This window comes from Robiginitalea aurantiaca, assembly GCF_030380815.1.
GTDB classification, from domain to species: domain Bacteria; phylum Bacteroidota; class Bacteroidia; order Flavobacteriales; family Flavobacteriaceae; genus Robiginitalea; species Robiginitalea aurantiaca.
In genome coordinates this window covers 130,309-154,159 of sequence record NZ_JAUDUY010000005.1, presented here as the reverse complement: position 1 = coordinate 154,159, position 23,851 = coordinate 130,309, and the positions used below count along the sequence as shown (strand labels likewise).

At 48.5% G+C, this 23,851-nt stretch carries 16 protein-coding genes; 13 read left to right on the top strand and 3 right to left on the bottom strand.

The genetic code is table 11. The features are described from left to right. From QU605_RS11600 to QU605_RS11565, 8 genes are all read left to right on the top strand, one after another. Nucleotides 1-3,138: ThuA domain-containing protein (locus QU605_RS11600; protein ID WP_289725477.1), on the top strand; the 3,138-nt coding region annotated here is incomplete at its 5' end. Nucleotides 3,139-3,528: 390 nt separating this feature from the next. Next, nucleotides 3,529-4,092, top strand: coding sequence for a mycothiol transferase (locus tag QU605_RS11595; protein ID WP_289725476.1), 564 nt, complete (start codon nucleotides 3,529-3,531; stop codon nucleotides 4,090-4,092). An 18-nt stretch (nucleotides 4,093-4,110) separates the two neighbouring features. Next, entirely contained in the window at nucleotides 4,111-4,851 is a 741-nt protein-coding gene (rluF, locus tag QU605_RS11590) for a 23S rRNA pseudouridine(2604) synthase RluF (RefSeq protein WP_289725475.1), read from the top strand. Nucleotides 4,852-5,345: 494 nt separating this feature from the next. Further along, nucleotides 5,346-6,521, top strand: a complete 1,176-nt coding sequence (locus QU605_RS11585; RefSeq protein ID WP_289725474.1) for a DmpA family aminopeptidase — start codon at nucleotides 5,346-5,348, stop codon at nucleotides 6,519-6,521. A 70-nt stretch (nucleotides 6,522-6,591) separates the two neighbouring features. After that, the gene (locus QU605_RS11580) at nucleotides 6,592-8,166 is read left to right on the top strand and encodes an alpha/beta hydrolase family protein (protein ID WP_289725473.1); all 1,575 of its coding nucleotides are present in this window, start codon (nucleotides 6,592-6,594) and stop codon (nucleotides 8,164-8,166) included. 111 nt (nucleotides 8,167-8,277) lie between these two features. After that, a complete protein-coding gene (aqpZ, locus tag QU605_RS11575) occupies nucleotides 8,278-8,964 on the top strand; it encodes an aquaporin Z (protein WP_289725472.1) in 687 nt (228 codons plus the stop codon). Between the two features lie 98 nt (nucleotides 8,965-9,062). Next, nucleotides 9,063-9,590 (top strand): menaquinone-dependent protoporphyrinogen IX dehydrogenase, encoded by a 528-nt coding sequence (gene hemG, locus QU605_RS11570; protein WP_289725471.1) that lies wholly within the window; start codon nucleotides 9,063-9,065, stop codon nucleotides 9,588-9,590. A gap of 106 nt (nucleotides 9,591-9,696) precedes the next feature. Further along, complete coding sequence (locus QU605_RS11565; protein ID WP_289725470.1) at nucleotides 9,697-11,118, top strand: amidohydrolase family protein; 1,422 nt, start codon at nucleotides 9,697-9,699, stop codon at nucleotides 11,116-11,118. 69 nt (nucleotides 11,119-11,187) lie between these two features. On the opposite strand, the gene QU605_RS11560 is transcribed toward QU605_RS11565, so the two are convergent. Then, the gene (locus QU605_RS11560; RefSeq protein ID WP_289725487.1) at nucleotides 11,188-12,603 is read right to left on the bottom strand and encodes a glycosyltransferase family 2 protein; all 1,416 of its coding nucleotides are present in this window, start codon (nucleotides 12,601-12,603) and stop codon (nucleotides 11,188-11,190) included. A 328-nt stretch (nucleotides 12,604-12,931) separates the two neighbouring features. Here QU605_RS11560 and QU605_RS11555 point away from each other — a divergent pair, with 328 nt between their 5' ends. Further along, nucleotides 12,932-14,104, top strand: a complete 1,173-nt coding sequence (locus tag QU605_RS11555; protein ID WP_289725469.1) for a BamA/TamA family outer membrane protein — start codon at nucleotides 12,932-12,934, stop codon at nucleotides 14,102-14,104. A 53-nt stretch (nucleotides 14,105-14,157) separates the two neighbouring features. Here the strand turns inward: QU605_RS11555 and QU605_RS11550 are convergent, their stop codons facing one another. Beyond that, a complete protein-coding gene (locus QU605_RS11550; protein WP_289725468.1) occupies nucleotides 14,158-14,868 on the bottom strand; it encodes a porin family protein in 711 nt (236 codons plus the stop codon). A 116-nt stretch (nucleotides 14,869-14,984) separates the two neighbouring features. Between QU605_RS11550 and QU605_RS11545 the strand changes: the two genes are divergently transcribed. The 4 genes from QU605_RS11545 to QU605_RS11530 all read left to right on the top strand — a co-directional run bounded on the left by QU605_RS11545 (nucleotide 14,985) and on the right by QU605_RS11530 (nucleotide 20,538). Continuing rightward, nucleotides 14,985-16,079: a hypothetical protein gene (locus tag QU605_RS11545; protein WP_289725467.1), complete on the top strand. Its 1,095-nt coding sequence runs from the start codon at nucleotides 14,985-14,987 to the stop codon at nucleotides 16,077-16,079. A 261-nt stretch (nucleotides 16,080-16,340) separates the two neighbouring features. Beyond that, entirely contained in the window at nucleotides 16,341-16,817 is a 477-nt protein-coding gene (locus QU605_RS11540; RefSeq protein WP_289725486.1) for a (2Fe-2S)-binding protein, read from the top strand. A gap of 5 nt (nucleotides 16,818-16,822) precedes the next feature. Then, nucleotides 16,823-18,997 (top strand): xanthine dehydrogenase family protein molybdopterin-binding subunit, encoded by a 2,175-nt coding sequence (locus QU605_RS11535; protein WP_289725466.1) that lies wholly within the window; start codon nucleotides 16,823-16,825, stop codon nucleotides 18,995-18,997. Nucleotides 18,998-19,059: 62 nt separating this feature from the next. After that, nucleotides 19,060-20,538, top strand: a complete 1,479-nt coding sequence (locus QU605_RS11530; RefSeq protein ID WP_289725465.1) for an amidohydrolase family protein — start codon at nucleotides 19,060-19,062, stop codon at nucleotides 20,536-20,538. 134 nt (nucleotides 20,539-20,672) lie between these two features. Here the strand turns inward: QU605_RS11530 and QU605_RS11525 are convergent, their stop codons facing one another. Beyond that, nucleotides 20,673-23,834: a VPS10 domain-containing protein gene (locus QU605_RS11525; RefSeq protein WP_289725464.1), complete on the bottom strand. Its 3,162-nt coding sequence runs from the start codon at nucleotides 23,832-23,834 to the stop codon at nucleotides 20,673-20,675. Between the last annotated feature and the right edge of the window lie 17 nt (nucleotides 23,835-23,851).

Below are 23,851 nucleotides of genomic sequence, written 5' to 3'. Positions count from 1 at the left end.
TTTCCTGAAGGTAGTTATACCCTCACCGCAACAGCCTACGACGGGCGCTACGGAGCCGGAAACATTATCGGTGTCACCAGCATTCAGTTCTCCATTGTCCCTGGCGGAGGCGGCGGTAATCTGCCTCCCGCTGCTATAGCTTCTGCTACTCCTCTGAATGGCGATGTGCCCTTGGATGTGAGTTTTACAGGAAGTAATTCCACCGACGACTCCGGTATTGATACCTACGCCTGGGACTTCGGAGATGGCAATGGCGCAAGTGTTGCCAACCCTTCCCATACCTATACCACAGCAGGAATCTTTACAGCAACCCTGACCGTTACCGATCAAGAAGGGTTGGAAAATCAAACTACCATAGAAATCACTGTAGAGGAGAGTGTTGAAACAGAAATAACAAGTTTTACGCTTATTGATGCTACTTCAAATAGCGACCTTTTAGAACTTAGTGAAGGGTTGGAAATCCCGGTATCTGTTACCCAGGGTATCGATTTAAGCATACGAGCCAATGCTTCGCCTTCGGGAATTGGGAGTGTGGGCATCGAACTTACTGGTCCTGTTTCACAAAATCAGATAGAAGGATCAGCTCCATATGCCCTCTTTGGCAATACTTTGGAAGGTGGGTATAACGGCGTTCCTTTTCCGACAGGGTCCTACACCATCTCGGCAATTGCCTATGATGAAAGCAATGGAGCAGGGAATATATTGAGTACACTGAGTTTACAGTTCACCGTTGTCCCTGATGACGAACCCTTCCCGGCATTGCTCCGCATTAATAGTGGTGGTGGCAATGTCAGCTTTGGTGAAACAGAATACCTTGCCGATGACCTATTTAAAGGTAATGGTAAATCTTTCGTAAATAACAGTATCACCGATATCCTTGATACCCAGCAGGATGCGATTTACCTCAGCGAAAGAAGCACTACCAGTAACTTGGGATCTTTTAGCTATAATATCCCTGTCACCACAGGTAATTATCGGGTAGTCCTGCATTTTGCTGAAATATATTGGGGTGCTACCGGTGGAGGTGAAGGGGGAACAGGAAAACGCGTTTTTGACGTCTCCATTGAAGGTCAACCCGTACTTGCTGACTTTGATCTAAACGAATTAGTTGACCCTATGACGGCTGTAACCAGGTCTTTCGAGACAACTGTTACAGACGGAGAACTCACTATTGATTTTTCGGCTTCGGTAAACCAACCAAAAGTTTCGGCAATTGAGATATTTGGGGATGGTGAAGTGATTATCCCAACAGATCCCTGCCAGTGGGACCAATTGGCATCCTCAAACCTTAGCAAGGTTGAGGCACAAAGCGTAAAACTAAATAACAAACTCTATGTGCTCGCCGGCTTTTTGTCAGGTTTAAAAATAACTGCTGAGACCGAGATCTACGACCCAATCACAAATAGTTGGTCCGTAGGGGCTCCGATGCCAACAGCTGTTACCCATATGGGAGCCGTTGGCGTTGGTGATGAAATTTGGATACTTGCAGGATTCGCTGGAAACCATCCCGGTGTGGCCACGAACAAAGTCCAGGTATATAATACTATTACGGACAGCTGGTCTGAAGGCCCTCCCCTTCCCAATCCAAGGGGTTCAGGGACGGCTGCTTATAGCAATGGGAAGATCCATTTCTTCGGAGGCTTACTCCCGGACAGAGTAACTGATGTAGGCGAACATTATATTCTCGATGTAAATAATCAGGGGGCAGGATGGGTAGCGGCAGCCCCTATGCCTAATCCTAGGAACCACTTAAGTGCTGCGGCTGTTAATGGCATGATTTACGCTATCGGTGGACAGTATGGCCACGATAATGGTGTACAGGATCAAGCTTTTATGGATCAATACAACCCCATAACCGACACCTGGACCCGAAAGGCGAGTCTGCCTTCAGCACGGTCGCATTTTGAGCCGGGTACATTGGTGCATAATAATAAGATTATTATCGTGGGGGGTCGCCGGGGAGGCTTCTTTTTTGATGATGTCACCCAATACGACCCTATTACTGACCAATGGACTGAATTATGTGAACTACCCTCGAATCTATTGGCACCGGCGGCTAAAGTCTTTGGCGACCGATTAATAGTTGCTAACGGCGGGGAAAACGGGACTTGTTGTCCAAAAAGTACAACGCTCTCGATACAAATAGAACCGGAGATCGCCAATCCCGATGCGCTCAACGTCCTGGTCTATCACGAAACCAATGAATTCAGACACACCTCTATCCCAGCCGGAATAGAAATGTTTAATGATTTCGCTTCAACATTGGGTTGGACGCTTATCGAGTCCCAGAATAGCGCAATTTTCAACAACACAGATCTGTCCGGAATTGATGTAGTGGTTTGGCTTAACACTAGTGGCAACGGATTGCTAACTTCCACAGAACAAGAAGCTTTTGAAACCTTTATTCGGAATGGTGGAGGTTTTGTGGGGATCCATGCAGCCACTGACACTTATAGAGATGGAACCTGGCCCTGGTATAACGAACTGGTAGGAGGTATCGTTCAAGGCGGTATCAAACATACAGCGAACAACACCAATGCCACAATGGATGTGGTCGGGACTCACCCTACAGTAGCACATTTGGGTGCAACCTGGAATAAAGACGAGGAATATTATTACTGGCAGGATAACGGAGGTTATCTCTTTCCGGGTAACACTATATTATTGAATGTCCGTTCCACGGGATCTAATAATTATGATGCCTCAAGACCCATTACCTGGTTCAAGAATTACGATGGTGGCCATTCCTTTTATACAGCACTCGGACACAATGCTTCGGATTATACGGACAATTCTAATTTTAGGACAATGATTTCCCAAGCAATTATTTGGGCGGCTAAATCGGATTCTCAAGCTGCAAGAACGCCAATTCAAATCGCATCTTATAAAAATCAGGACAACAGCATTCGTATTTTTCCAAACCCGATTGAAGAGGAAATGGTAATTACAGCCTCAGAACCACAACAGGAGGATTCTGGTGTTTTGACGCTCTTCTCTATGAATGGAAATATGATCCTGCAACAGGAGATAAAAGGCAATAGTGACAGGATCAACATGGGATTCCTTCCTACGGGGTATTATATAGCTGTCATGAAATTTAAAAACGTTGTCAGTGAGAAAGTTGTTTTCAAAAAATAGGGAGGTAATTTTTTAGTCAGGACATAATTTATTCATCAGATTTCCAGCAACCTTTTGGATGTAAAAGTGGATGGGGCCAACACATTGAATATACCCGGGCTTTATAGCAGTTTATTATCCCCCCTAGCTTTGGCGGAAATCCATCCCAAAATTAGTACTTCCTTTAAAAAGAAACCTCCCTTAAACCCAAGGGCGTATAACATACATGCCTTAAACATCCCTTTGTAAGCGGCCTGAATCACAAAGGGCGGAGATGCCGGAAAATGCAGATTACACAATCAAAAGTTAAGATGGGCAGGACTACTCACAGGAATCATTATATTCCCCTTTTCTGAACTGGATCAAAAGGAAGACTATATTCAGAGAACCGATACCTTTAAACAGCACTGAATGAAAAACATTAAAACAGGAATTTTCCTGCTGATATGCCTTGTTTCACTATCAGCATCGCACGGGCAAAATGAACTGCGGCCAGAGGCCGGTTACACCCCTCAGATAGGCACTATGGTGGCCATGCTTGAAGATTTAAAAGGCAGAATCGAAGAAATGACCCGGGATCTGACCCAGGCAGAAACCGATTACTTATTCGACGCAGACGCCAATAGCATTGGAGCACTCATCATGCACCTTGCAGCCAACGAGGCCTACTACCAGGTTCAGACATTGGAAGGACGTGCCTGGACCGATGAAGAAGCAGCCTTTTGGATGATTGCCGGAGAAATGAACGAAAAAACAAGGGAACAACTAAAGGGTAAGCCGATTGAATACTATCTTGAACTATGGAATGAGGTTCGAATAAAAACCCTTGAAGGCCTTAGGGCCAAAGATGATGCCTGGTTTGATGCGAATATAGAGGAGGGGATAAACAACCATTATGTGTGGTATCATGTTATGGAACACTCCGCAAATCATATGGGTCAGATCGCATTGGTCAAGAACAGGTTGCCAAAGTAATACAGAATTCAATACGCCGTGGAAGATAAAAAATTGGTCCGTATCAATAAATACTTTAGTGAAATCGGGGTCTGTTCCCGAAGAGCAGCCGACAAGCTTATCGAGCAAGGGCGAGTGACGATAAATGGTGTGGTTGCCGAAATGGGAAGCAAGGTTTCCCCCGAAGACGAAATTCGATTAAACGGCAAACTGATTGGCGGTACGGAAACCAAACCCGTTTATCTGGCATTTAATAAACCACGGGGAATTGTTTGTACCACAGATACCCGCCGGGAGAAAAATAACATCATTGACTATATAAACTACCCTGAGCGCATTTTTCCTATTGGCCGGCTGGATAAAGACAGTCAGGGATTGATTCTGCTGACCAACGACGGGGATATCGTAAATAAAATCCTTCGCGCCCGCAACAATCACGAAAAGGAATACCTGGTAACGGTCAAACGCCCGGTTACAAAGTCCTTTGTGCAGAAAATGAGCAATGGTGTTCCCATTCTGGACACGGTGACCCGAAAGTGTTTTGTGGAACAGATAGACACATATCGGTTTCGCATAATCCTTACCCAGGGCCTGAACCGGCAAATTCGGCGCATGTGTGAATACCTGGGGAACGAAGTCCGTCAATTGGAGCGCTACCGGATTATGAATATTAATCTGGATGTTTCAATTGGAAAATGGCGACACTTATCCCAGAAAGAATTAGACGAGCTGCGCGGGCTACTCGCAGATTCTTCAAAAACTTACGAGGCCAACAACTAATCTGGTACTATGAAGAAAACCACAGATTTCATGAATTTGTTGGTATTTGTTCATGAAATCGGAATTCTTACATATTGCGCCTGTTCTTCCTTCCCCAAACATTGAACGGAACGCAGCCTGGTACCATAAACACGTCGGATTTAGCGAATTCACATGGACGAAATATACGCAGTCCTGAAGCGTGAAAACCACCGGATCCGCCTTCAATCGCATGCAGATATGCCAGACGCCCCATTGCTCAGGGGATCCGTAGTCAAAATCTTTGTAAAAAAAGCGAAGGATTTTTCAGGAGTTTGTATAAAGAGGTATGGCAGGAGCTGAAAAGTTGCACATGAACACCAATGAGTTAGGCTTCTATGATTTAAACAAAATGCCATTTTTAAAGTTGAAAACATGGGGAAATAAACGTACTTTCAGAAATGCGGTAAGGCAAAATGGGGAAATAGCATTTCCAATCTTCCTCGCTTCAAACCTCAACTAAAAATCCACTCGTAATGAACAAAATACACATCCTTTTCGCCCTTCTTCTTGTAGCTACATATGGCTTTGGCCAGAAACCAAGGGCGCGGGACCTGGGCGTTCCATTCGAAGGGGAAACAGGGGAATTTAATGCCATTACGGACGTCGAGGGCTTAGAGGTTGGCTATAGTACAATCCTGTCCGGGGAAGGTACAAATACCCTGGGTAAAGGGCCGGTACGAACAGGTGTAACCGCAATTTTCCCAAGGGGAAGGGCTAAAAAATTCAGTCCGGTGTATGCGAACTGGTACAGCCTCAATGGCAATGGAGAAATGACCGGTACTACCTGGGTTACCGAATCCGGGTTTTTAGAAACTCCGGTAATGATTACCAACACGAACAGTGTTGGAGTTGTCAGGGATGCCGTCCTGAAATGGTATGTGGATACAGACTGGTACAAAGGCGAAGACTGGTGGTACACCTACCCGGTTGTAGGCGAAACCTATGACGGTTTCCTGAATGATATTTACGGCTTCCACGTAACGGAGACCCATGTTCTTGAGGCTATTGAAAATGCCTCCGGAGGGAAGATCGCAGAAGGAAATGTTGGTGGAGGTACGGGGATGATGTGCCTGGGTTTTAAAGGGGGCACCGGCACCTCCTCCAGGGTGTTTTCGGTTGGGAATTCCAACTATACCCTCGGCGCTTTGGTACAATCTAATTTTGGAGCTAAGCGAAATCTTTCGATTGCGGGTGTACCCGTGGGCATTGAATTAAAAGACACCCTGAATTACGAATTTAACGGCCCACCCCTATCCCGGAGACAAGAAGGAGATGGTTCGATCATCGTCGTTGTAGCTACCGACGCCCCCCTCCTGCCGCATCAACTAAAGCGCATTGCCCAAAGAATTCCGCTTGGGATAGGGATCGTAGGGGGCCGGGGAAGCAATGGTTCAGGGGACATCTTTCTCGCCTTTTCAACCGCAAATGAAAATGCATTTAGCCGGGAAGAGACCACGCGGGTAGCATCCATGTCCAACGACCAGCTCATGCCTGTTTTTGAAGCGACCGTACAGGCCGTTGAGGAAGCGATTATCAACGCCATGGTGGCTGCAGAAACCATGGAAGGGATCAACGGAAATAAGGCATATGCCCTTCCCCATGATTTATTGGTTAAAACGCTTCAGAAGTACAATCGGATAAACAAATAGTTCGATCCTATGGGCAATCACGGATTGATTTTTGTCCGGGTATTTGCAGGTACAAACCCGTTATAAAAAGATGATGTATATACCAGGAAAAGCAAACTTAAAACTGATTTATAAGGGGCCGTCTTACCTTTTAATACTGGTCTTACTGACCCTTATAAATCCGGGTTTCGGCCAGACCTCACTTAAGGACATCGGATTGGAGTACGGGCCGTATGAGGTTGGATTCGCGCACTACACTAAAGTGGATAGCACAAGGACCTACAAAAGAATCTACGCGTACACCAATGAATTCATCCCCCGGCCTATACCTGTTAGCGTATGGTATCCCGCCAATCAAAAGGCAACGGGGTCCAAACCCCTTGAGGTTTTAACGTATTTTCAAATACTAAAGGAGGAGGAGGAATGGGAACATCTGCCGGATGAGCAACTTTTGAATTGGTTTTACTACACCAATACCCCTTCCAACCAGGGTCACTTAAAGGAAGAAACGAAGGCTTTCCGCAATCTGGACCCCGCAGATGGAAGCTTTCCTGTCATCCTCTATGCTCCGAGTTACCAGGCAGCGTCTGTCGAAAACTTCGCCCTTTGCGAGTACCTGGCCAGTCATGGCTACCTCGTTGTATCCAGCCCCAGCAGGGGAACGGACACCAGGTGGTTTAGGGCAGCGGATTCCAGGGAAATGGAAACCCAGGCTAGGGATGTGGAATTCCTGATCGCGGAAGCCTCCCATTTCCCCGGAGCAGATCTGAATTCCATCGGGACCATGGGATTTAGTTTCGGGGGGTTGGCCAATGTGGTGGTTCAAATGAGGAATCGGCGTATAAAGGCTATCGTCAGCCTGGATGGAACAGAGCGGTATCGGGAAGAGCTACTCCGCTCATCCCCCTTTTTCGATCTTGACAGGTTTGATGTTCCCTACCTTCATATGGCACAGAAGGAAATCCCGGAGTCAGTCCTCAAAGCCGATGACATAAACCCTGAGCTGAATTCAAAGTTCATATTCTATGACAGTATTTCGAAAAGTGAGGCGTACAGCCTTAAATTTCACAATTTAACGCACTCTTATTTCAGTTCCTTTGGGGTGCTTTTTGAGCAAAGGGATAAACGGCAGGACAAAAGCGATTTAGAAATCATGGAATCCTTCCAATGGGTAGCACGCTATGCACTTATGTTTTTAGATGCCTATCTGAAAAGTGATCCGGGGGCGTTGTCCTTCCTTAGAAACAACCCGGTTCAGAACGGGTTGGCGGAAGGCCTGATCAGTATCAGGTTTAAGTCGGCTGCCAAAAAGCCATTTCGTTTTCAGGATTTTAATGAGCTGGCATCACAACGGAATTACGAAAACCTGGAAGCGCTCTATCAGGCCACCAAAGAAAAACATCCGGATCTGGACCTGCCTGAGAATGCCCTGAACACCCTGGGACTCCAGCTCGTATTTGATCCGGAAAATGCAGAACAGGGCATTAACGTCCTGCGATTTGCTACACAACGCTATCCAAATTCTGCCAATCTGTTTGACAGCCTGGGGGAGGCATATCTTTTTTTAGGAGACAGGGAAAAAGCTATAGAGAACTTTGAGAAATCCCTCGAATTATATCCTCAAAACCCCAATGCCATCCAGCGGTTAAAAGAACTCAAGGGCTGAAGTGGGATTCTGGTCAGCAGGAGGCATCCTTGGAAAAACAGGGGGCACGAATTAGTATTTATTGTCGAGTTGCTTACCTTTAAAACCATAACCAACCATAAAACTAAAATTATGAAAAAAGCAGTAGCAGAATTTATTGGCACGCTGTGGCTTGTCCTTGGAGGATGCGGTAGTGCCGTACTCGCCGCAGGTTACCCTGAATTAGGCATCGGGTTTGCAGGTGTCGCACTTGCATTCGGGTTAACGGTTTTGACCATGGCTTACGCCATCGGCCACATTTCAGGATGTCATTTAAACCCGGCGGTCAGTATCGGCTTATGGATCGGGGGGCGATTTGATAAAAAAGACCTACTCCCCTATATCGGGGCACAAATACTGGGTGGGATTGCCGGCGCATCCATCTTATATGTCATCGCAACAGGAAAGGCGGGGTTTGAATTGGGCGGATTTGCGGCCAACGGCTATGGAGCCCATTCCCCAGACGGATATAGCATGCTCGCTGCGCTGGTGACCGAAATTGTAATGACATTTATGTTCCTGATCATTATCCTTGGAGCCACGCATTCCAAAGCTCCCAAGGGTTTTGCAGGCCTGGCCATAGGCCTTGGCCTGACGTTGATACATTTAATCAGCATCCCGGTAACCAACACCTCCGTGAACCCTGCCCGGAGTATCAGTCAGGCACTTTTCGCCGGAGGCTGGGCACTCGACCAGTTATGGCTCTTTATTGTAGCCCCGATCGTCGGAGCGCTGCTGGCGGGATTTGTATACAAGATGTTGTCGCCGGAAACGGAATAAAAACTTTTTACAAAGAAAGGGTAAGGTGTCTGAGGTAATTCCCCGGGGTTCCGCGATGCCTTACCCTGTTTCATTTCTCATATAAAGTTGGATTGAATATGCCAGCCAAAACCGCAATGATCTACGCAACTGTAGACGGGCACACAAAGAAGATCTGCCAAAGACTTATCGAGGTACTCAAGGCACATGAGCAGGAAGCAGAACTGATTTCCATAGAGGACTTCGATGGAGATCTTACCCCTTACGACAGGGTCATTCTGGGGGCGAGTATTCGCTATGGAGTCCACGATAAAAAAATCATAGCGCTGATCAACACAAAACAACCTGAACTGGAGTCCAAGCGAACCGCTTTTTTCTCAGTGAACCTGGTAGCGCGGAAACCGGAAAAAAGCAGCCCGGAAACCAATCCCTATGTGGTCAAGTTTTTCAAAACCATTAGCTGGAAGCCCGATATGGTAGAAACCTTTGCCGGAATGCTGGAATACCCCAAATACTCATTTTTTGATCGGACCATGATTCGGTTGATCATGTGGATGACCAAAGGCCCCACGGACCCCAGTACCGTGAAGGAATACACGAACTGGGATAAAGTGACTGCTTTTGGGAACCGCCTGGCTGAGCTCTGAAAGATGCCAAGCAGGAGGTTAATAATTCTCTATTGTCCTTTATAGGTGAGGACTTTAGAATAAAGGGGCGCCAATTAGAAAATACGAAAACATAATTCACATACTTATGACTGGAAGTTTACATAAATGGTTGCCCATCCTCGCCCTGTGCATCGGATGCAACTCCGCCCCTGAATCTCAAATACCAACTACCGTCCTTCAGGGCGCTACACTATTTGACGGAAATGGGGAACGGATTGAGAAAGGTATTGTCGTTATTCAGGAGGGGCGGATCGTCGAGATGGGAGACAGCGAAACAAATATTCCCAAAGGTGCAGACGTGATCGACCTCTCTGGCAAATTCATTACTCCCGGGCTGGTTGACGCCCATGTGCATTTTGGACAAACCGGTTTTTTCGACGGTCGTCCGGATGCCCTGGATCTCAGGGATACCCTCCCTTACGAAACCGTTCAGAAATACCTCTCTGCAAACCCAGACCGCTACTACGAAGCTTATTTGCGCTCTGGTGTAACGGCTGTTTATGATGTTGGCGGTTATGAATGGAGCCTGGAACTCCCCGCATCCGCTGAGGAGAATTTAAATGCCCCACATGTGGCCGCGGCGGGCCCGTTACTCACCCCGGTGCCTCAGGAGAACCTCCAAATCATCAACACCGCTGAAGGCAAACAACTCATTCAGCTTACCAGCCCAGAACTCGGCAGGGAGCGGGTAAAAAAACATTCTCAAATGGGCGCGACGGGGATCAAAATCTGGATGATTGCCCTGAATGACTCGGTTTTTATGAACAGCCTGCGTGCCGTACAGGAGGAAGTCGGGTTACAAAATAACAAACTCATCGTCCACGCCACCTCCCTGGACCAGGCCAAAGAAGCCCTTCGCCTTGGAGCAAAAGTATTGGTCCACAGTGTGGATGATAAACCTCTGGATGATGAATTTATAGAGCTCGCCAAAAAAGCGGGGGTAATCTACTGCCCTACCCTTGTGGTCCTGAGGGGGTATAACAATGCTGCCAAGGCCCTTCAGAATAATTTTACAGTCAATGATCCGAACGGCGCAGTGGATGCCCAAACCAAAGACATGATCAATTCGGGGCATTTATTCTTTAAGTATTACCCCAATCCGGAGACGTATGAAGCCGATGTTGCCCGGGAATCGGACTATTTCGCAGGAATGGAAGCGATCATGGCAGCCAATCTGAAACAGGTTTACGAGGCAGGGATTCCCATAGCACTGTCCACGGACGCTGGAAATCCGGGTACACTTCACGGCATTTCGATCTACGACGAGTTGGAAGCTATGCAAGAGGCGGGCATCCCTCCATCAGATATTATTTCCATGGCCACCCGGAATGGAGCCCTTGCCATGGAGAGAGGGGATGACTTTGGTACGCTGGAAGTCGGTAAAATGGCAGACCTTATCGTTCTTGAAAAAGATCCTTCAGCAAATGCCGCTCACTTCAGATCCATAACCCATGTAATGCGCGGAGGGCTTTTAAGGCCTGTTAATGAAGCCTTTAAAGAAAATTAATTCACACATGAATAAAAAAAGGCGATGACCCCACTTGTGTCATCGCCTTTACTAAGGTTTGGCTAATCCTTATGTGTTCGGCAGACTGCGCGTAAGCCAGCCGCTTTTGTTGGCTGTTGCGATCGCGTATGGGGTAATCCAGAACAGACCAAAAGTGTAAAGGATGCTGTAGGAATAGGCCCAGAACGATTCGGACAAGGTGTATCTTCTGGCGTAAAAAATCACCGGGAAGGTAGAAACCACCAGAATGCTGAACAGCGTTGAGCTCAGGAACAACAGGGGATGGGAAACTACGAAAAAGAGCATCAGCAGCAGTAAGGGGTAACACATCACAATTTTCAGGGATTGACTGATAAACAGCAGTCGTGCACCTGCTTTGGAGCCCTGGCGAAAATTGGTAAAGACATATTTCGCCATTTGTATGTTCTCCCTGACGTTACTCCTGCCCCATCGGGTAAACATTTTATGAAGTCCGCGGAACCCTTCCGGAACATTGGTGTATGCAAAGGCATTGCGTTGGAACAATACATGGTAACCTTGCTTTAGAATCATGTTGGTCATGGCGCGATCCTCGCCAATATCGGAAGGTTGTCCCATGAACGTCTGGTTAATCCATGCGTCCAGACAATTGAAAACCGCTTCCCTTTTGTAAGCCGCTAAGGCACCCGGAGTACACAACACGGTATTCAAAGTACTCTCAGCAGAACGCACAAATTCAAAGCTCAAAACAAAGCTGACATCCAGCATTTTAGGCAACAAAGCCTTTTTCAGGTTCAGTACACGAATATTCCCTGCAACAGCACCACAATTTGAATTGGTCACGAAGGGACTGACCAGGTTTCGAAGGGTGTTTTGATCTACTTCGGAATCGCTGTCAACGGTCACAAATACATCGCCGGTTCCGAGTTTAAATCCGCGGTAGAGCGCATGTCTTTTCCCCATATTTTTTGGTTGCTGATAGATGTCTACGCGGTCCCCAAGTTCCTCTTTTGCCTTCTGCATCCAGACCCAGGTATCGTCCTTACTACCATCGTCGATACTAATCATCTGGATTTTTGCATGCGGATAGTCACTGGCCGCCAGACTCTTTAAAGTGGCATAGACCTGCTGCCCTTCGTTGTAGGCGGGTATGATAATCGTAATTGTAGGTAATTGCTCATCAGAAACAGAACTGACGGCTTTGTAGGTAAAATAGCGATAAAGGATGAAAAGGAAATAGAAGGCCTTAAAAAGAAACAAAGCTCCGGAGATTACCAGAAAGGCAAATCCAAAAGTAGTACTCATGCGTCCGATATTGTACTGCTCAAAATCGGATTGCAGCACAAACACCAAATTGACGGCCCCAAAAAGCAGAACCAGCGTACTGCCCTGAACAAAGATGCGCCAGGCATCTGCTGTGTCAAAAAAAGTTTGAATTCGTTGTTGTAACCCCTTAAAAAGAGGTGATTTGGATTTTACAGAAGTAGGGTGGGAATTACTGAACATTTTCATTTAAGTGTTACGCTTTTTAGTGTTGGGTTCTCGTCCGGTACTTTTACGTTGAAACAAGTGCTATGGATGTTCAGATTCGCAGAATTATCAAAATTTTTACATTGCCTTATATTTCTTTTCATATTCACAGTATCTGGGGGAGTGAACTGAGGAATTGTAATCTTATTTTTTAGGGGGCCGAGTCTCGCAATCCCATGTATTTGTAGTTATGCAATTCCATGCTTTACACAGTAGGGAGCCTTTGTACCCTCCTTCACTGAGCGGTTTCCGGCATTTTATAAAATCTGCATTGGAACATAAATTTCTGTAAATTGCTAGGTGAATGCCAATTCCAAAAACCCTTATGCTCCTTCTGGGGCTGATATTGCTATCAGCCGTATACGCTTTCGGACAGGTGGACACAACTGCAGGCGGGGGTGAGAAAAAGAAATTAAGTTTTAAAGATCCCGAGGACGGTGCGATTGATCTGAGTCAATTCCTGCTGGAAGCCAATGGGGTGCTCCCGGTAATCATCCCCATCACAGAACCTGCAGTAGGTTACGGAGGGGGAGCCGCCTTATTGTATTTTCATAAATCGAAAAAGAAATATAAAAGCTACGTACCGCCCAGCGTATCGGGAATTGCAGGGTTTGTCACGGAAAATAAGACCTGGGGGGCAGGTGTATTTCACAGGCATATCTTCGGGGAAAACCGGGTCCGCACAATGACCGCGGTTTTCAAACCGGATGTTCGCATCGATTATTATGGAAATGACAATCCAATCCTGGAGGAAAACCCAGTAGGCATAAATCTGGATTCTTGGGTAATCCTTCAAAAAGCTGAAGTCCGTCTGGGGGAATCCAAATTCTATGCCGGGGCTTCCTACACCTACTTCAAAACGGATGTTTCCTTTGACACCATCCCCGGACAACCCATCATCAACGAAATCCTCAAACGACTCAATTCAAATTCCACGATCAGCTCCATCAAACCCACCTTCACCTACGACAGCCGGGACAATGCCTTTACGCCGTTTAAAGGCATCAACGCCCAGGTCTCCCTGAATTACAGTGCAAAATGGTTGGGGTCCTCCGATGATTTCACCACTCTGAATACGAGTTTTCTGGGCTATTTACCCGTGACTTCAAGACTTAATTCCGCCTGGCGTTTCGAGGGGAATTACCTGCTGGGGGAAGCTCCTTTCTACGCCTATCCCTTTCTCTCCCTAAGGGGAATACCGGCCCTGAGGTACCAAAGTGATAATGCGATGCTGGGGGAAACCGAATGGACGTACAATGTATACAATAGGTGGTCTGTACTGGCCTTTTTCGGAGGAGGTAAGGCCTTTCCTGATTTTTCAGATTTCGGGCAGGTAGACTGGGCCTATACGGTGGGAACCGGTTTTCGGTATAAAGTCGCCCGGCTTCTCGGGATTCATATGGGGGCAGACTTTGCCCTGGGTAATGGGGAAGAATTCGCTTTCTATATCGTATTCGGTACTTCCTGGCTCAGGTAAGGGTCAATTGGCCGTTTCCCAAGCTTTAAGATGTGATGTTCATGCGATTAAAACTAATCTGAATCGGCCTCCTTGGTCTTACCCGCTCCAATGGGAATCGTACATTTAAGGTAAATTGAATTATTCCGGCTGCCGGATATTCCCTTGAGTGCATTGGTAAATCCCTGATAGTATTTTACCCCAAGGGAAATCCCTTTTCCGGGCTTCAGGCGGTACCCCATTCCGACAACACCCCCAACTTCAAACCTGTTCAGGATATCCTTGTTTTCGATTTTAATCCGGGTTTCCTCTCCGTCCACATCGGAATCAAACTGTACCCAGCTTTTGTATAACAACCCGAATTGTGGACCTGCCTCGGCATAAATGCGGCTCGGGAATTCGTACTTGATCAGTGCGGGGACAAGGAAATTATTAATATACTGAGCGTAATTACCGTCTTCCTCCTGTGGGATAATTTCCAGAAGGGAAAGGTCTGCTTCGGTGAGCTGGTCCACTCCCAATTTAGATTTAACCAGGACTCCGGTATAGACTTTCCAGGCATCTTTCAATCGGATATCAAAATAAAATCCCAGGTTGAAATCTGTAAGTCGTTTATTGGTTTCAAAAGCCCCCATCTGCGCAAAATTGTACCCGCCTTCCAACCCAAATTCTATGTTCGGTGAATTGAGTTTATCGCCGAAAAGAAGGGAAATTAACACCTGGGAAGAAGCAGTCTGTACCGTTAAAAATAGCGCGCAGGCGAATAAGAGTCTCGATTTCTTCATAAAGGCGTTTTCAAGTGGGAAAGGTATTGAATAATCCCGGAAGAAGGTTTACGAATACTTCAGTACTTTTGCCCTGGTCATTAGACCGAATACGAATTCATGTTAAGTTCTATCCTATGATAAAGCAATTACTGCTGGTTTTGGTCATTCTCTTTGTTACAACGATCGGCCGGGCACAGGTGTATGCCGATCTAAAAAAAGATAAATCGGATAAAGCCGATTATCCCTATATACTTCCCATCTGGGGGCAAAAAGTACAGGACAGGGGATTTGACCTTCCCTATTCCGCTGGGATTGGGGTAAACTATCTCCAGCAAAGTTCAGATATACTCATTTCCAATGTGGCCATAGGTTTTAATGGAGGGGAACTGATCAATGTGGACGAACTCATCCGGTTCAACAGTACCACAGCCGATTCCTATGGAATCAATATCCGGCCGGATGTCTGGTTATTGCCATTTTTGAATGTCTACGCCATTTTCGCCCGGGCTGAATCCAATACCAATGTGGATGTGAGTGTTCGAATCCCCGGTATTGGGGAGGGGGAAGAACTCTTCTCCCTTCAGACCAGCCCAACCTTCCAAAGCCAGACCTTCGGACTTGGCCTTACCCCCACCATGGGCTTTTTTGGCGGATGGATTGCTATGGATATGAATTTTACATGGACCGATGTTGACAAACAGGAAAAACCGGTTTTTGCCTTTATCTTCGATCCCCGAATCGGAAAAACCTTCCAACTCGGAAAACCCGAACGGAATATTTCCGTTTGGGTGGGTGGTTTCCGGATCAAGGTAAATCGGGATACCAAGGGATCCCTGCCTTTGGGAGATGCACTTCCTATTGAAGAATGGGAAACCAAAATCGCCACAGGCCAGCAAAAGGTAGGCGAAGCCCAGGTAGAATTGGATGACTGGTGGGAAAGTCTAACCCCTATCGAACAGGCCAACCCGGTGAACAGCGTAAGAAGGGAGGCCAATCAGGCCAAACTGGACCTGGCAGGGCGTGTCCTGGTTACAGCCGAGGATGCCGTTGACAATGCGGGAAATTCCACACTGGACTATACTTTGGATAAAGCTCAGGCCAAAATGTGGAGCCTGACGTTGGGCAGCCAGTTCCAGCTGAACAAAAGCTGGATGATCCGCGCGGAATACGGGTTCTCCTCCGGCAGGCAACAGTTCCTCGGTGGGCTGCAATACCGGTTTGGATTGTAATTGGCATCGCAGACCCTCCTAAGCTTTGCTTTAGAAGACTTAAGTGCGCGGATGCCGTCCTGGTACCTTAATACCGAATCTTAATCCATTAAAAGCCTTCTGTACAAAGCTGTATAGAAGGCTTTTTTACTTTTTACAGGTCCGCCAAACACCTGGGTATGCGGGGGTATGCGTAAATCTATGGAACGGATAACCTGGCCGGCCCGCAGAGTGCGCCTTGGAAATGCCATTTTTACTATCTTAAGGCAAAGAAATACGAACATGCCTGCCTATACATTAACTGTAAATGGAAAAGTACACCGCGTTGAGGTAGCTGAGGGGACCTCCCTGCTTTGGGTTTTAAGGGAACACCTCGGCTTTACAGGAACCAAATATGGATGTGGAATTGCCCTTTGTGGAGCCTGTGTCATACACATCGATTCACAGCCCGTAAGGGCGTGTGTCCTAAACATCGAAGCGGTTTCTCAGAATCAATCCATCACCACTATTGAAGGGCTTTCTGAGTCCGGGGACCACCCGGTACAGCGCGCCTGGATCGAAGCCCAGGCACCTCAGTGCGGCTATTGCCAGTCCGGCCAGATTATGCAGGCAGCTGCCCTGCTGGAATCAAACCCAAATCCCAGTCGTCAGGAAATCAAATCCTATATGAGCAGTGTGCTTTGCCGATGTGGAACCTATATGCGCATTTTAAAGGCCGTTGAGCTGGCTGCCGAACAACAACCCCAGAAAGAAAGTTAAATACCATGGAGCCTTCCAATCCGAATATCGACAGGCGGCAATTTCTGAAGACCTCTTCGAGTGTCGCATTATTTATAGGGGCCTCGGGGTTGTTGCCCCAACTTGTGTCCTGTTCCGATCAAAAGCAGATGGCGACCCTTGCCCGAACGGAATCCCTGACTGCATGGGTCCGTTTATCAGAGGATGGGGAGATGACCGTATACAACCCAGCCGCCGAGATGGGCCAGGGCTCCATGACTTCCCTACCACTGCTGTTTGCCGAAGAAATGGATGCAGACTGGTCCAGAGTCCGCGTAGAATTCGCGCCTCAGGAAGCGGAAATCTACGGGGGTGAGGGCTGGAGGCCGGGGACAAAACTGATGTTTACGGTCGGTAGTCGCACCACAAATAGTTACTATACAGTCATGCGAAAAGCCGGAGCCCAGGCGCGACATGTACTCCTGTACAGCGCCGCAAAGCACTGGGATGTCCCCCTGAATGAATTAACGACCGCAAACGGGGTCGTGACACACGCGGGTTCAAAACGCCAAATGGACTACGGTTCCCTTGTCCCTCTTCTGGAACTCCCTGATCCATTGGCTGAAATCGAAGAAGGGGACTTGAAGCACCCAAAGGAATTCCAACTCGTTGGCAAGGTAATTCCGCGAACGGAGATTCCCGCCAAAGTAGATGGCAGTGCCCAATTCGCAATAGATATTCGACTGCCTGATATGGTTTACGGGGTAATGGAACGGGGGAATCTGCACGGCGCCACACCAACCCTGACCAACGAATCCGAAATAAGGACAATGGATGGGGTATTGAAGATTGTGACACTCCCTTATGCTATTGGCATTATCGCAAGTTCTTTGGAACAGGCGTTGGAGGCAAAAAAACACCTCAAAATCGACTGGAGCACTTCCGCGGCATCCAGCCATAATTCCCAGGAAGTATATGAGGTCTATGAAAAGATGGCCTCAAAAACAAAACCCGGTAAAATCCTGATCCAAAAAGGCGATGTTGCCGCTGCGATGAAAAAAGCTTCCAAAACCTATACAGCTGATTTCAGGAACGACTACGTCTGTCATGCACAGATGGAACCACTGAATGCCGTAGTACAGGTTGCTGCCGACCTCCAGAGTGCTGACGTATGGGTGGGAAGCCAGCAGGGGCCGGACACCAAACTCGGGGTGCCCACGATTCTCGGCATTCCCCCGGAAAAGGTGAATGTTCACCTGCAATATCTGGGCGGAGGATTTGGGCGCAGAAGTATGAATGATTTTGTAGAAGAATGCACTCTGCTTGCCAGGGAAGTAGCTCCCCGCCCGCTCAAACTTATGTGGACCCGGGAGGACGACTTTACCTATGGAGCCTTCCGCCCCCTGTCTTTACAGCGTATTGAGGCAGGTACGGATTCCGCGGGCCGACTCATCTCATTTTCGCATTGTGTAGTCGGGGATGGGGGCAATTTGGTAGCCAGTGGAGCGGCCAATGATCATTACGACATTCCCAACCAGCTCGCCGAATGGCGAGAAGCCTCAAATGGCATACGTTTAAAACACTGGCGGGCCGTTGGCCATGGCCCCAACAAATTTGCGATAGAGTGTACAATCGATGAAATTGCCCATGATCAGGGGATAGATCCTGTGGCCTTTCGCCGCAAATTAATGTCCGATTCACCCAGGGCACTGGCCACTTTGGAAAAAGCCGCTGAGCTTTCCGACTGGAATGGAGTGACCCTGCCGGGACGGGCGAAAGGAGTCGCCTTTGTAGAACACGGATCTCTCGGGACCGGTATCTGCGAAATTTCCATCGACAGGGACACCGGGGTAATCCGGGTTCATAATTTCTGGATCGCCTTGGATGCAGGCGTGGTGGTTCATCCCGACAACGTAAGGGCGCAAATGGAAGGTGGTATCCTCATGGGGATGAGCAGTGTCCTCAAGGAACAAATCACCATTGAAAAGGGACGGGTTCAACAAAAGAATTTCAACACCTACGAGTTGCTCAGGATGCAGGAGATCCCGGATACGATCGAAACCTACCTCATAGATTCTGAGATGCATCCGGAAGGTGTGGGTGAGACCGCAACCCCTATGGTAGCCTGTGCCATAGCCAATGCCTTTTTAAAGCTGACCGGGAAACCACTGCGCCATATGCCTTTTACACCGGATCGGGTTTTGGAAGTTCTGAACTCCTGACATCCTTAAAATAAAACAAAGGTGACCTCAATCAGTGGATACTGGCTCTAAAAACATAACAAATGAAGAAGTACATTTTTTACATTTTTTGTTGCGCGATCTGCGCTTCGTATTCGGTCTATGGGCAGTCCGAATTTGACCTTGTACTCACCGGAGGGCGGGTAATGGATCCGGAAACCGGCCTGGACGGCGTACACAACGTTGGGATATCCGGTGGTAAAATTGCGTCCATATCCACAGAGGTCCTCAACGGCAAACGCACAATCGATGTTACCGGCATGGTAGTGTCTCCGGGATTTATTGACCTGCATGTACATGGGGTAAGCAATACCGAACAGGAATACCAGCTTCACGATGGCCTGACCACCGCCCTGGAACTGGAATGGGGCATTGGCCCTCTGAAGGCATGGTATGGCCAAAGGGAATCCAAAGCACTGATCAATTATGGAGCAAGTGTGTGCTGGCCTTTTGAGCGCTACAGGGCATTAGAGAAATACAGGCAAGAGGCAGATAAATTAAGGGACCCATCCGGAGATAATGCCTATACTCTGGTAAATACCATAAACCAGATCACGCCTTCCTATACAGAGGTTCCTGACGCTTCGGAGATGCGCCAGACACTTGAAAACATCGAGGAATCCCTGAAGGATGGAGGCATTGGCATTGGCATTCCCATAGGGTATTTGCCACAGACTAACCCGACAGAGCTCTACAAGGTATACGAAATGGCAGGCAGGTCCGGCACTTTGTTATTTACACATGTGCGTACCCCGGATATGAGCGGCCTTCAGGAAGCCTTTTCAAACGCCATGCTAACCCGTGCCCCTTTGCACATCGTCCACCTGAACAGCATGGCCCTCGGGAATATTGAACTTGCCCTTAAAATGCTGGAGGACTCCCAAAATCAGGGGTATCGGATTACCTCTGAGGTTTACCCCTATACCGCCGCTTCTACGGCACTTGAAAGTGCCATGTTTAATCCGGGGTGGCAGGAGCGTCTCGGGATGGATTATGAAGACCTGCAATGGGTAGCCACAGGGGAACGCCTGAACAAGGATACCTATGAGGCATATCGAAAAGAAGGAGGGATTGTCATCATGCACATGATGCAACCGGAGTGGATCGCAAAGGGATTGAGCGCCGAGGGAATCGCCATTGCTTCTGACGGCATGATGTACGCGCCTCTGGCCCATCCCAGGACGGCAGGAACCTTTACCCGGGTTTTGGGGAAATATGTGCGCGAAGACCAAACGCTCGATCTGATGTCGGCCCTTAAAAAGATGACGCTGATCCCCGCAAAAATACTGGAGGACATCGCTCCGGTCATGCTCCAAAAAGGCCGGCTTCAGGAAGGGGCTGATGCAGATATCACGATTTTTGATCCCGAAACAATTCGCGATCGCGCAACCTTTGATGGCGGGCTTAAATTTTCAAAAGGAGTTACCTACGTTATGGTAGGCGGGGTCCTGGTTCTGGATCAGGGAAAAACCGTACCGAACCAGTATCCGGGCCAGCCGATATTCGGCAAATACAGGCAATAGTCTTAATAACCCCAGATCGCCCGTATACGGACTTTTTCGAAAGTCCTTAACGACTCTGGCGGGATAGGCTGCATGGCAGAAAAAGGGGATTCCCTGCGCAGGGAAAACAGATTACCTGTGCCTGGTGTTGCCCATCACGACTTGATCTTCTTTCCTCCTTTGATCTGCAATTCCGACTTTTTCAACTGAGTATTGAGTTTGCGGACCTCCACCTTCATAAAGGTGTTGAATTTCTGGTCCACGGCCTGTAGGCGCTCATTAAAAATCGCATAGACTTCCCGCTGCTGGTCCGTGGGTTTAAAATCGGACCCCTTACCGGTGATGTCGCTGGCCAGGGCACTCAGCCTTCCATAGAGTTTCATCGGGGCCCTGAAGGCATCTTCCCTGGCTCCGGTCAGTTGAATATCGTAAAGGGTGGCAGAAATGGATTCGGCCAGGTCCTGCAGGTCTTCAGCCTTCTGAAGGTCCTCTGCTTTTGTCAGCTGCGGGATAATCGAATCGAGTTCGGCCCGGATACCCTCCATCTCATTGATCATCAGCACTGCCGTATTCATGGCATCGCGTAACTCAAGGGAAAAGGCCACCTGCTCCTCAATGTCTTCCAGGGTCCCCTCGGAGGAGGGGTCTTTGAGAACCTCAACTTCGCGAATGTATTCCTGCTCCCCTACTATCAATTTGACTTTATAGGTATTGGGCACGGCTCTCGGCCCATACTGACCGCGCATCAGATCGAGGTCCCAGGTGACCAGGGGACGCCATCCCTCACCATTGAGTTCCACCCAGGGGCGACCCGGGGGTGTTGTTTGCAGTTTGGGTTTATAGGTGGGTTCGTAGCGCAGGTCCCACATCACACGGTTGACCCCGGCCTCATTACTTCCTTCCAGGGTTCGAATAAGTTCATCGGAGGCTGAAAGGATCTGAATTTCCACCTTCTGATCTGTGCTGTCCTTGAGATAGTAGTTTATGTCCGCTCCATAGGCGGGGTTCCGCCCGGAATTCAGGCTGGGCCCGTCGGTTTTAATGGCTTGCTGATTCTGAAACCGCCAGGCGGGCTGTACGCTGAATAAGTGTACCTCTGAATTAGCAGCATCTACATCGAATTCCCTCAGGGGTGAAATATTGTCGAGTATATAGTAACCTCTGCCGTAGGTCCCCACTACCAAATCATCAAATCGCTCCTGAACTTCCAGCCAGTAAACCGGAGCCGGAGGCAGGTTATTGCGCAGGCGCGTCCAGTTTGCCCCATCATCCGTCGAAAAATACACCCCATTATCAACTCCTAAATAGAGCATACCCTGTCGCTTGGGGTCCTCCTTGACCACATGCACAAAACTATGGACGGATTTCGGGACCGTTTGGCTGATCTTTTTCCAGGACTTACCATAATCCTCGCTTTTATAGACATAGGGATCAAAGTCCCCCATCTGATGCAGATCCACCGAGATATACACCGTGCCTTTGGCAAAGCGCGATGGCTCAATATTGGCAATGGTGCCCCAGGCAGGGAGGCCGGGGATGTTCGCTGTCACGTTTTCCCAATTGGCTCCACCGTCCCGGGTGAGTTGAACCTGCCCGTCATTGCTGCCCGTCCAGATGAGGCCGGGTTCCAGGGCCGATTCCTCAATGCTAAAAAGTACGGAACCATCGAAGGTCATTAAATTATCAATGGCAATTCCTCCTGAGGATTGCTGATGTGTTTTGTCATTCAAAGTGAGGTCCGGGCTGATTACCTGCCAGCTCTGTCCTCCATCATCACTTTTATGCACGAACTGGCTGCCTACATATACCCGGTGGCGGGTATGGGGAGAAAAAGAAAGTGGGAAGTTCCAGTGCCAGCGGTATTTTAGTTTCCCGGGCTCCCATCCGTAACCCGCTTCAGGCCATACGCGTACGTCCCGGGCATGGCCGGTTTTAAGGTTATACCGCTCCAGGCCTCCGTCATAACAACCGGACCAAATGATGTCATTGTCAAAGGGATCGGGCTGCGCAAACCCGCTTTCGCATCCGCCTACACCCTTCCACAGGCCCAGTGGAATATACCCCTGCCTGCTATTGCTCGGCCCCATGTAAGAATACCCGTCCTGACGGTTCCCATATACGTTGTAAGGGATGCGGTCGTCTACCGAAACATGGTACATCTGCGCTATAGGCAATACGACCCGCTGATAGCTTTTTCCACGGTTCAGCGTTATGCTGGCGCAACCATCATGGGCGACCATCATCCGGTCCGAATTGGCGGGGTCCAGCCAGATATCGTGATTATCCCCTCCGGCGCTATAGCCGCTTTTAAACGTTTTGCCCCCGTCCGTAGAGGTGCTGAACTTTACGCTGGCGATATAGATTTCATCCGGATTGTCAGGGGAAACGGCCATGCGGGTATAATAGGGAGCCCGCTCGGCGATGTCGTGATTCCGGGTTTGGAGGGTCCAGGTTTCTCCAAAATCTTCAGACCGGTACAGGGCCGGGCTTTCAATTTCGAAGAGGGCATAGACTACCTCCGGATTTGAAGGCGCAATTGCGACAGCCGTTTTTCCCACAGGGTTTTCGGCCCCTCCGGGCAGTCCGTTTTCAGACAGGGCTTTCCAGGTCGCACCTCCATCCAGGGTACGGTAAACGCCGCCGCCCGGTCCCCCGCTGCGCAGGCCCCAGGTATTGATGTGTATGGACCACATGCCTACCATCAGCCGATCCGGGTTGTTCGGGTCCATTGCGAGTTCCGCTGCTCCGGTCCCCTCATCGGTGAAGAAGATTCGATTCCATGTTTTTCCACCATCGGTAGTTTTATACACCCCGCGTTCCTGCTGCGGACCATAGGTATGACCCAGGGAAGCGGTATAAACGATGTCCGGATTCGTCGGATGCACGAGGATGCGACCGATCCGGCCTGTTTTCTCCAGACCCATATGCATCCATGTTTTTCCCGCATCTTCGGATTTGTAGATTCCATCTCCCATGGCATGTGCGGGCCGAATAACAAAGGTCTCGCCGGTACCTACCCATACGATATCCGGATTGGAAGGTGCAATCGCGACAGCACCAATGGAAGAGGCTTCCTGCTCATCGAATATGGGTTTCCAGCCGAGGCCGCCATCGGTTGTTTTCCACAACCCGCCGGAAGCCGCACCTATGTAGTTGATCATCGGATCTCCGGGCACCCCGGCAATGGCAATGGCGCGGTTCCCTTCAGGGCCGATAAATCGAAATTTTAAGTTTTCGAATACGGATGTATCGGATTGTGCGAGGCCTGAAAAGGAAATAAAAAGAAGGAAGAAGGTTGAGGTAAAATTGGATTTCATTTGCTTGGTTTTGGTCT

Excerpts from the sequence above, each read along its gene's own strand:
- QU605_RS11595 (WP_289725476.1), top strand. The coding sequence starts at position 3,529 with ATGAAAAACATTAAAACAGGAATTTTCCTGCTGATATGCCTTGTTTCA.
- QU605_RS11585 (WP_289725474.1), top strand. The coding sequence starts at position 5,346 with ATGAACAAAATACACATCCTTTTCGCCCTTCTTCTTGTAGCTACATAT.
- QU605_RS11580 (WP_289725473.1), top strand. The coding sequence starts at position 6,592 with ATGATGTATATACCAGGAAAAGCAAACTTAAAACTGATTTATAAGGGG.
- aqpZ (WP_289725472.1), top strand. The coding sequence starts at position 8,278 with ATGAAAAAAGCAGTAGCAGAATTTATTGGCACGCTGTGGCTTGTCCTT.
- hemG (WP_289725471.1), top strand. The coding sequence starts at position 9,063 with ATGCCAGCCAAAACCGCAATGATCTACGCAACTGTAGACGGGCACACA.
- QU605_RS11565 (WP_289725470.1), top strand. The coding sequence starts at position 9,697 with ATGACTGGAAGTTTACATAAATGGTTGCCCATCCTCGCCCTGTGCATC.
- QU605_RS11560 (WP_289725487.1), bottom strand. The coding sequence starts at position 12,603 with ATGTTCAGTAATTCCCACCCTACTTCTGTAAAATCCAAATCACCTCTT.
- QU605_RS11555 (WP_289725469.1), top strand. The coding sequence starts at position 12,932 with ATGCCAATTCCAAAAACCCTTATGCTCCTTCTGGGGCTGATATTGCTA.
- QU605_RS11550 (WP_289725468.1), bottom strand. The coding sequence starts at position 14,868 with ATGAAGAAATCGAGACTCTTATTCGCCTGCGCGCTATTTTTAACGGTA.
- QU605_RS11545 (WP_289725467.1), top strand. The coding sequence starts at position 14,985 with ATGATAAAGCAATTACTGCTGGTTTTGGTCATTCTCTTTGTTACAACG.
- QU605_RS11540 (WP_289725486.1), top strand. The coding sequence starts at position 16,341 with ATGCCTGCCTATACATTAACTGTAAATGGAAAAGTACACCGCGTTGAG.
- QU605_RS11535 (WP_289725466.1), top strand. The coding sequence starts at position 16,823 with ATGGAGCCTTCCAATCCGAATATCGACAGGCGGCAATTTCTGAAGACC.
- QU605_RS11530 (WP_289725465.1), top strand. The coding sequence starts at position 19,060 with ATGAAGAAGTACATTTTTTACATTTTTTGTTGCGCGATCTGCGCTTCG.
- QU605_RS11525 (WP_289725464.1), bottom strand. The coding sequence starts at position 23,834 with ATGAAATCCAATTTTACCTCAACCTTCTTCCTTCTTTTTATTTCCTTT.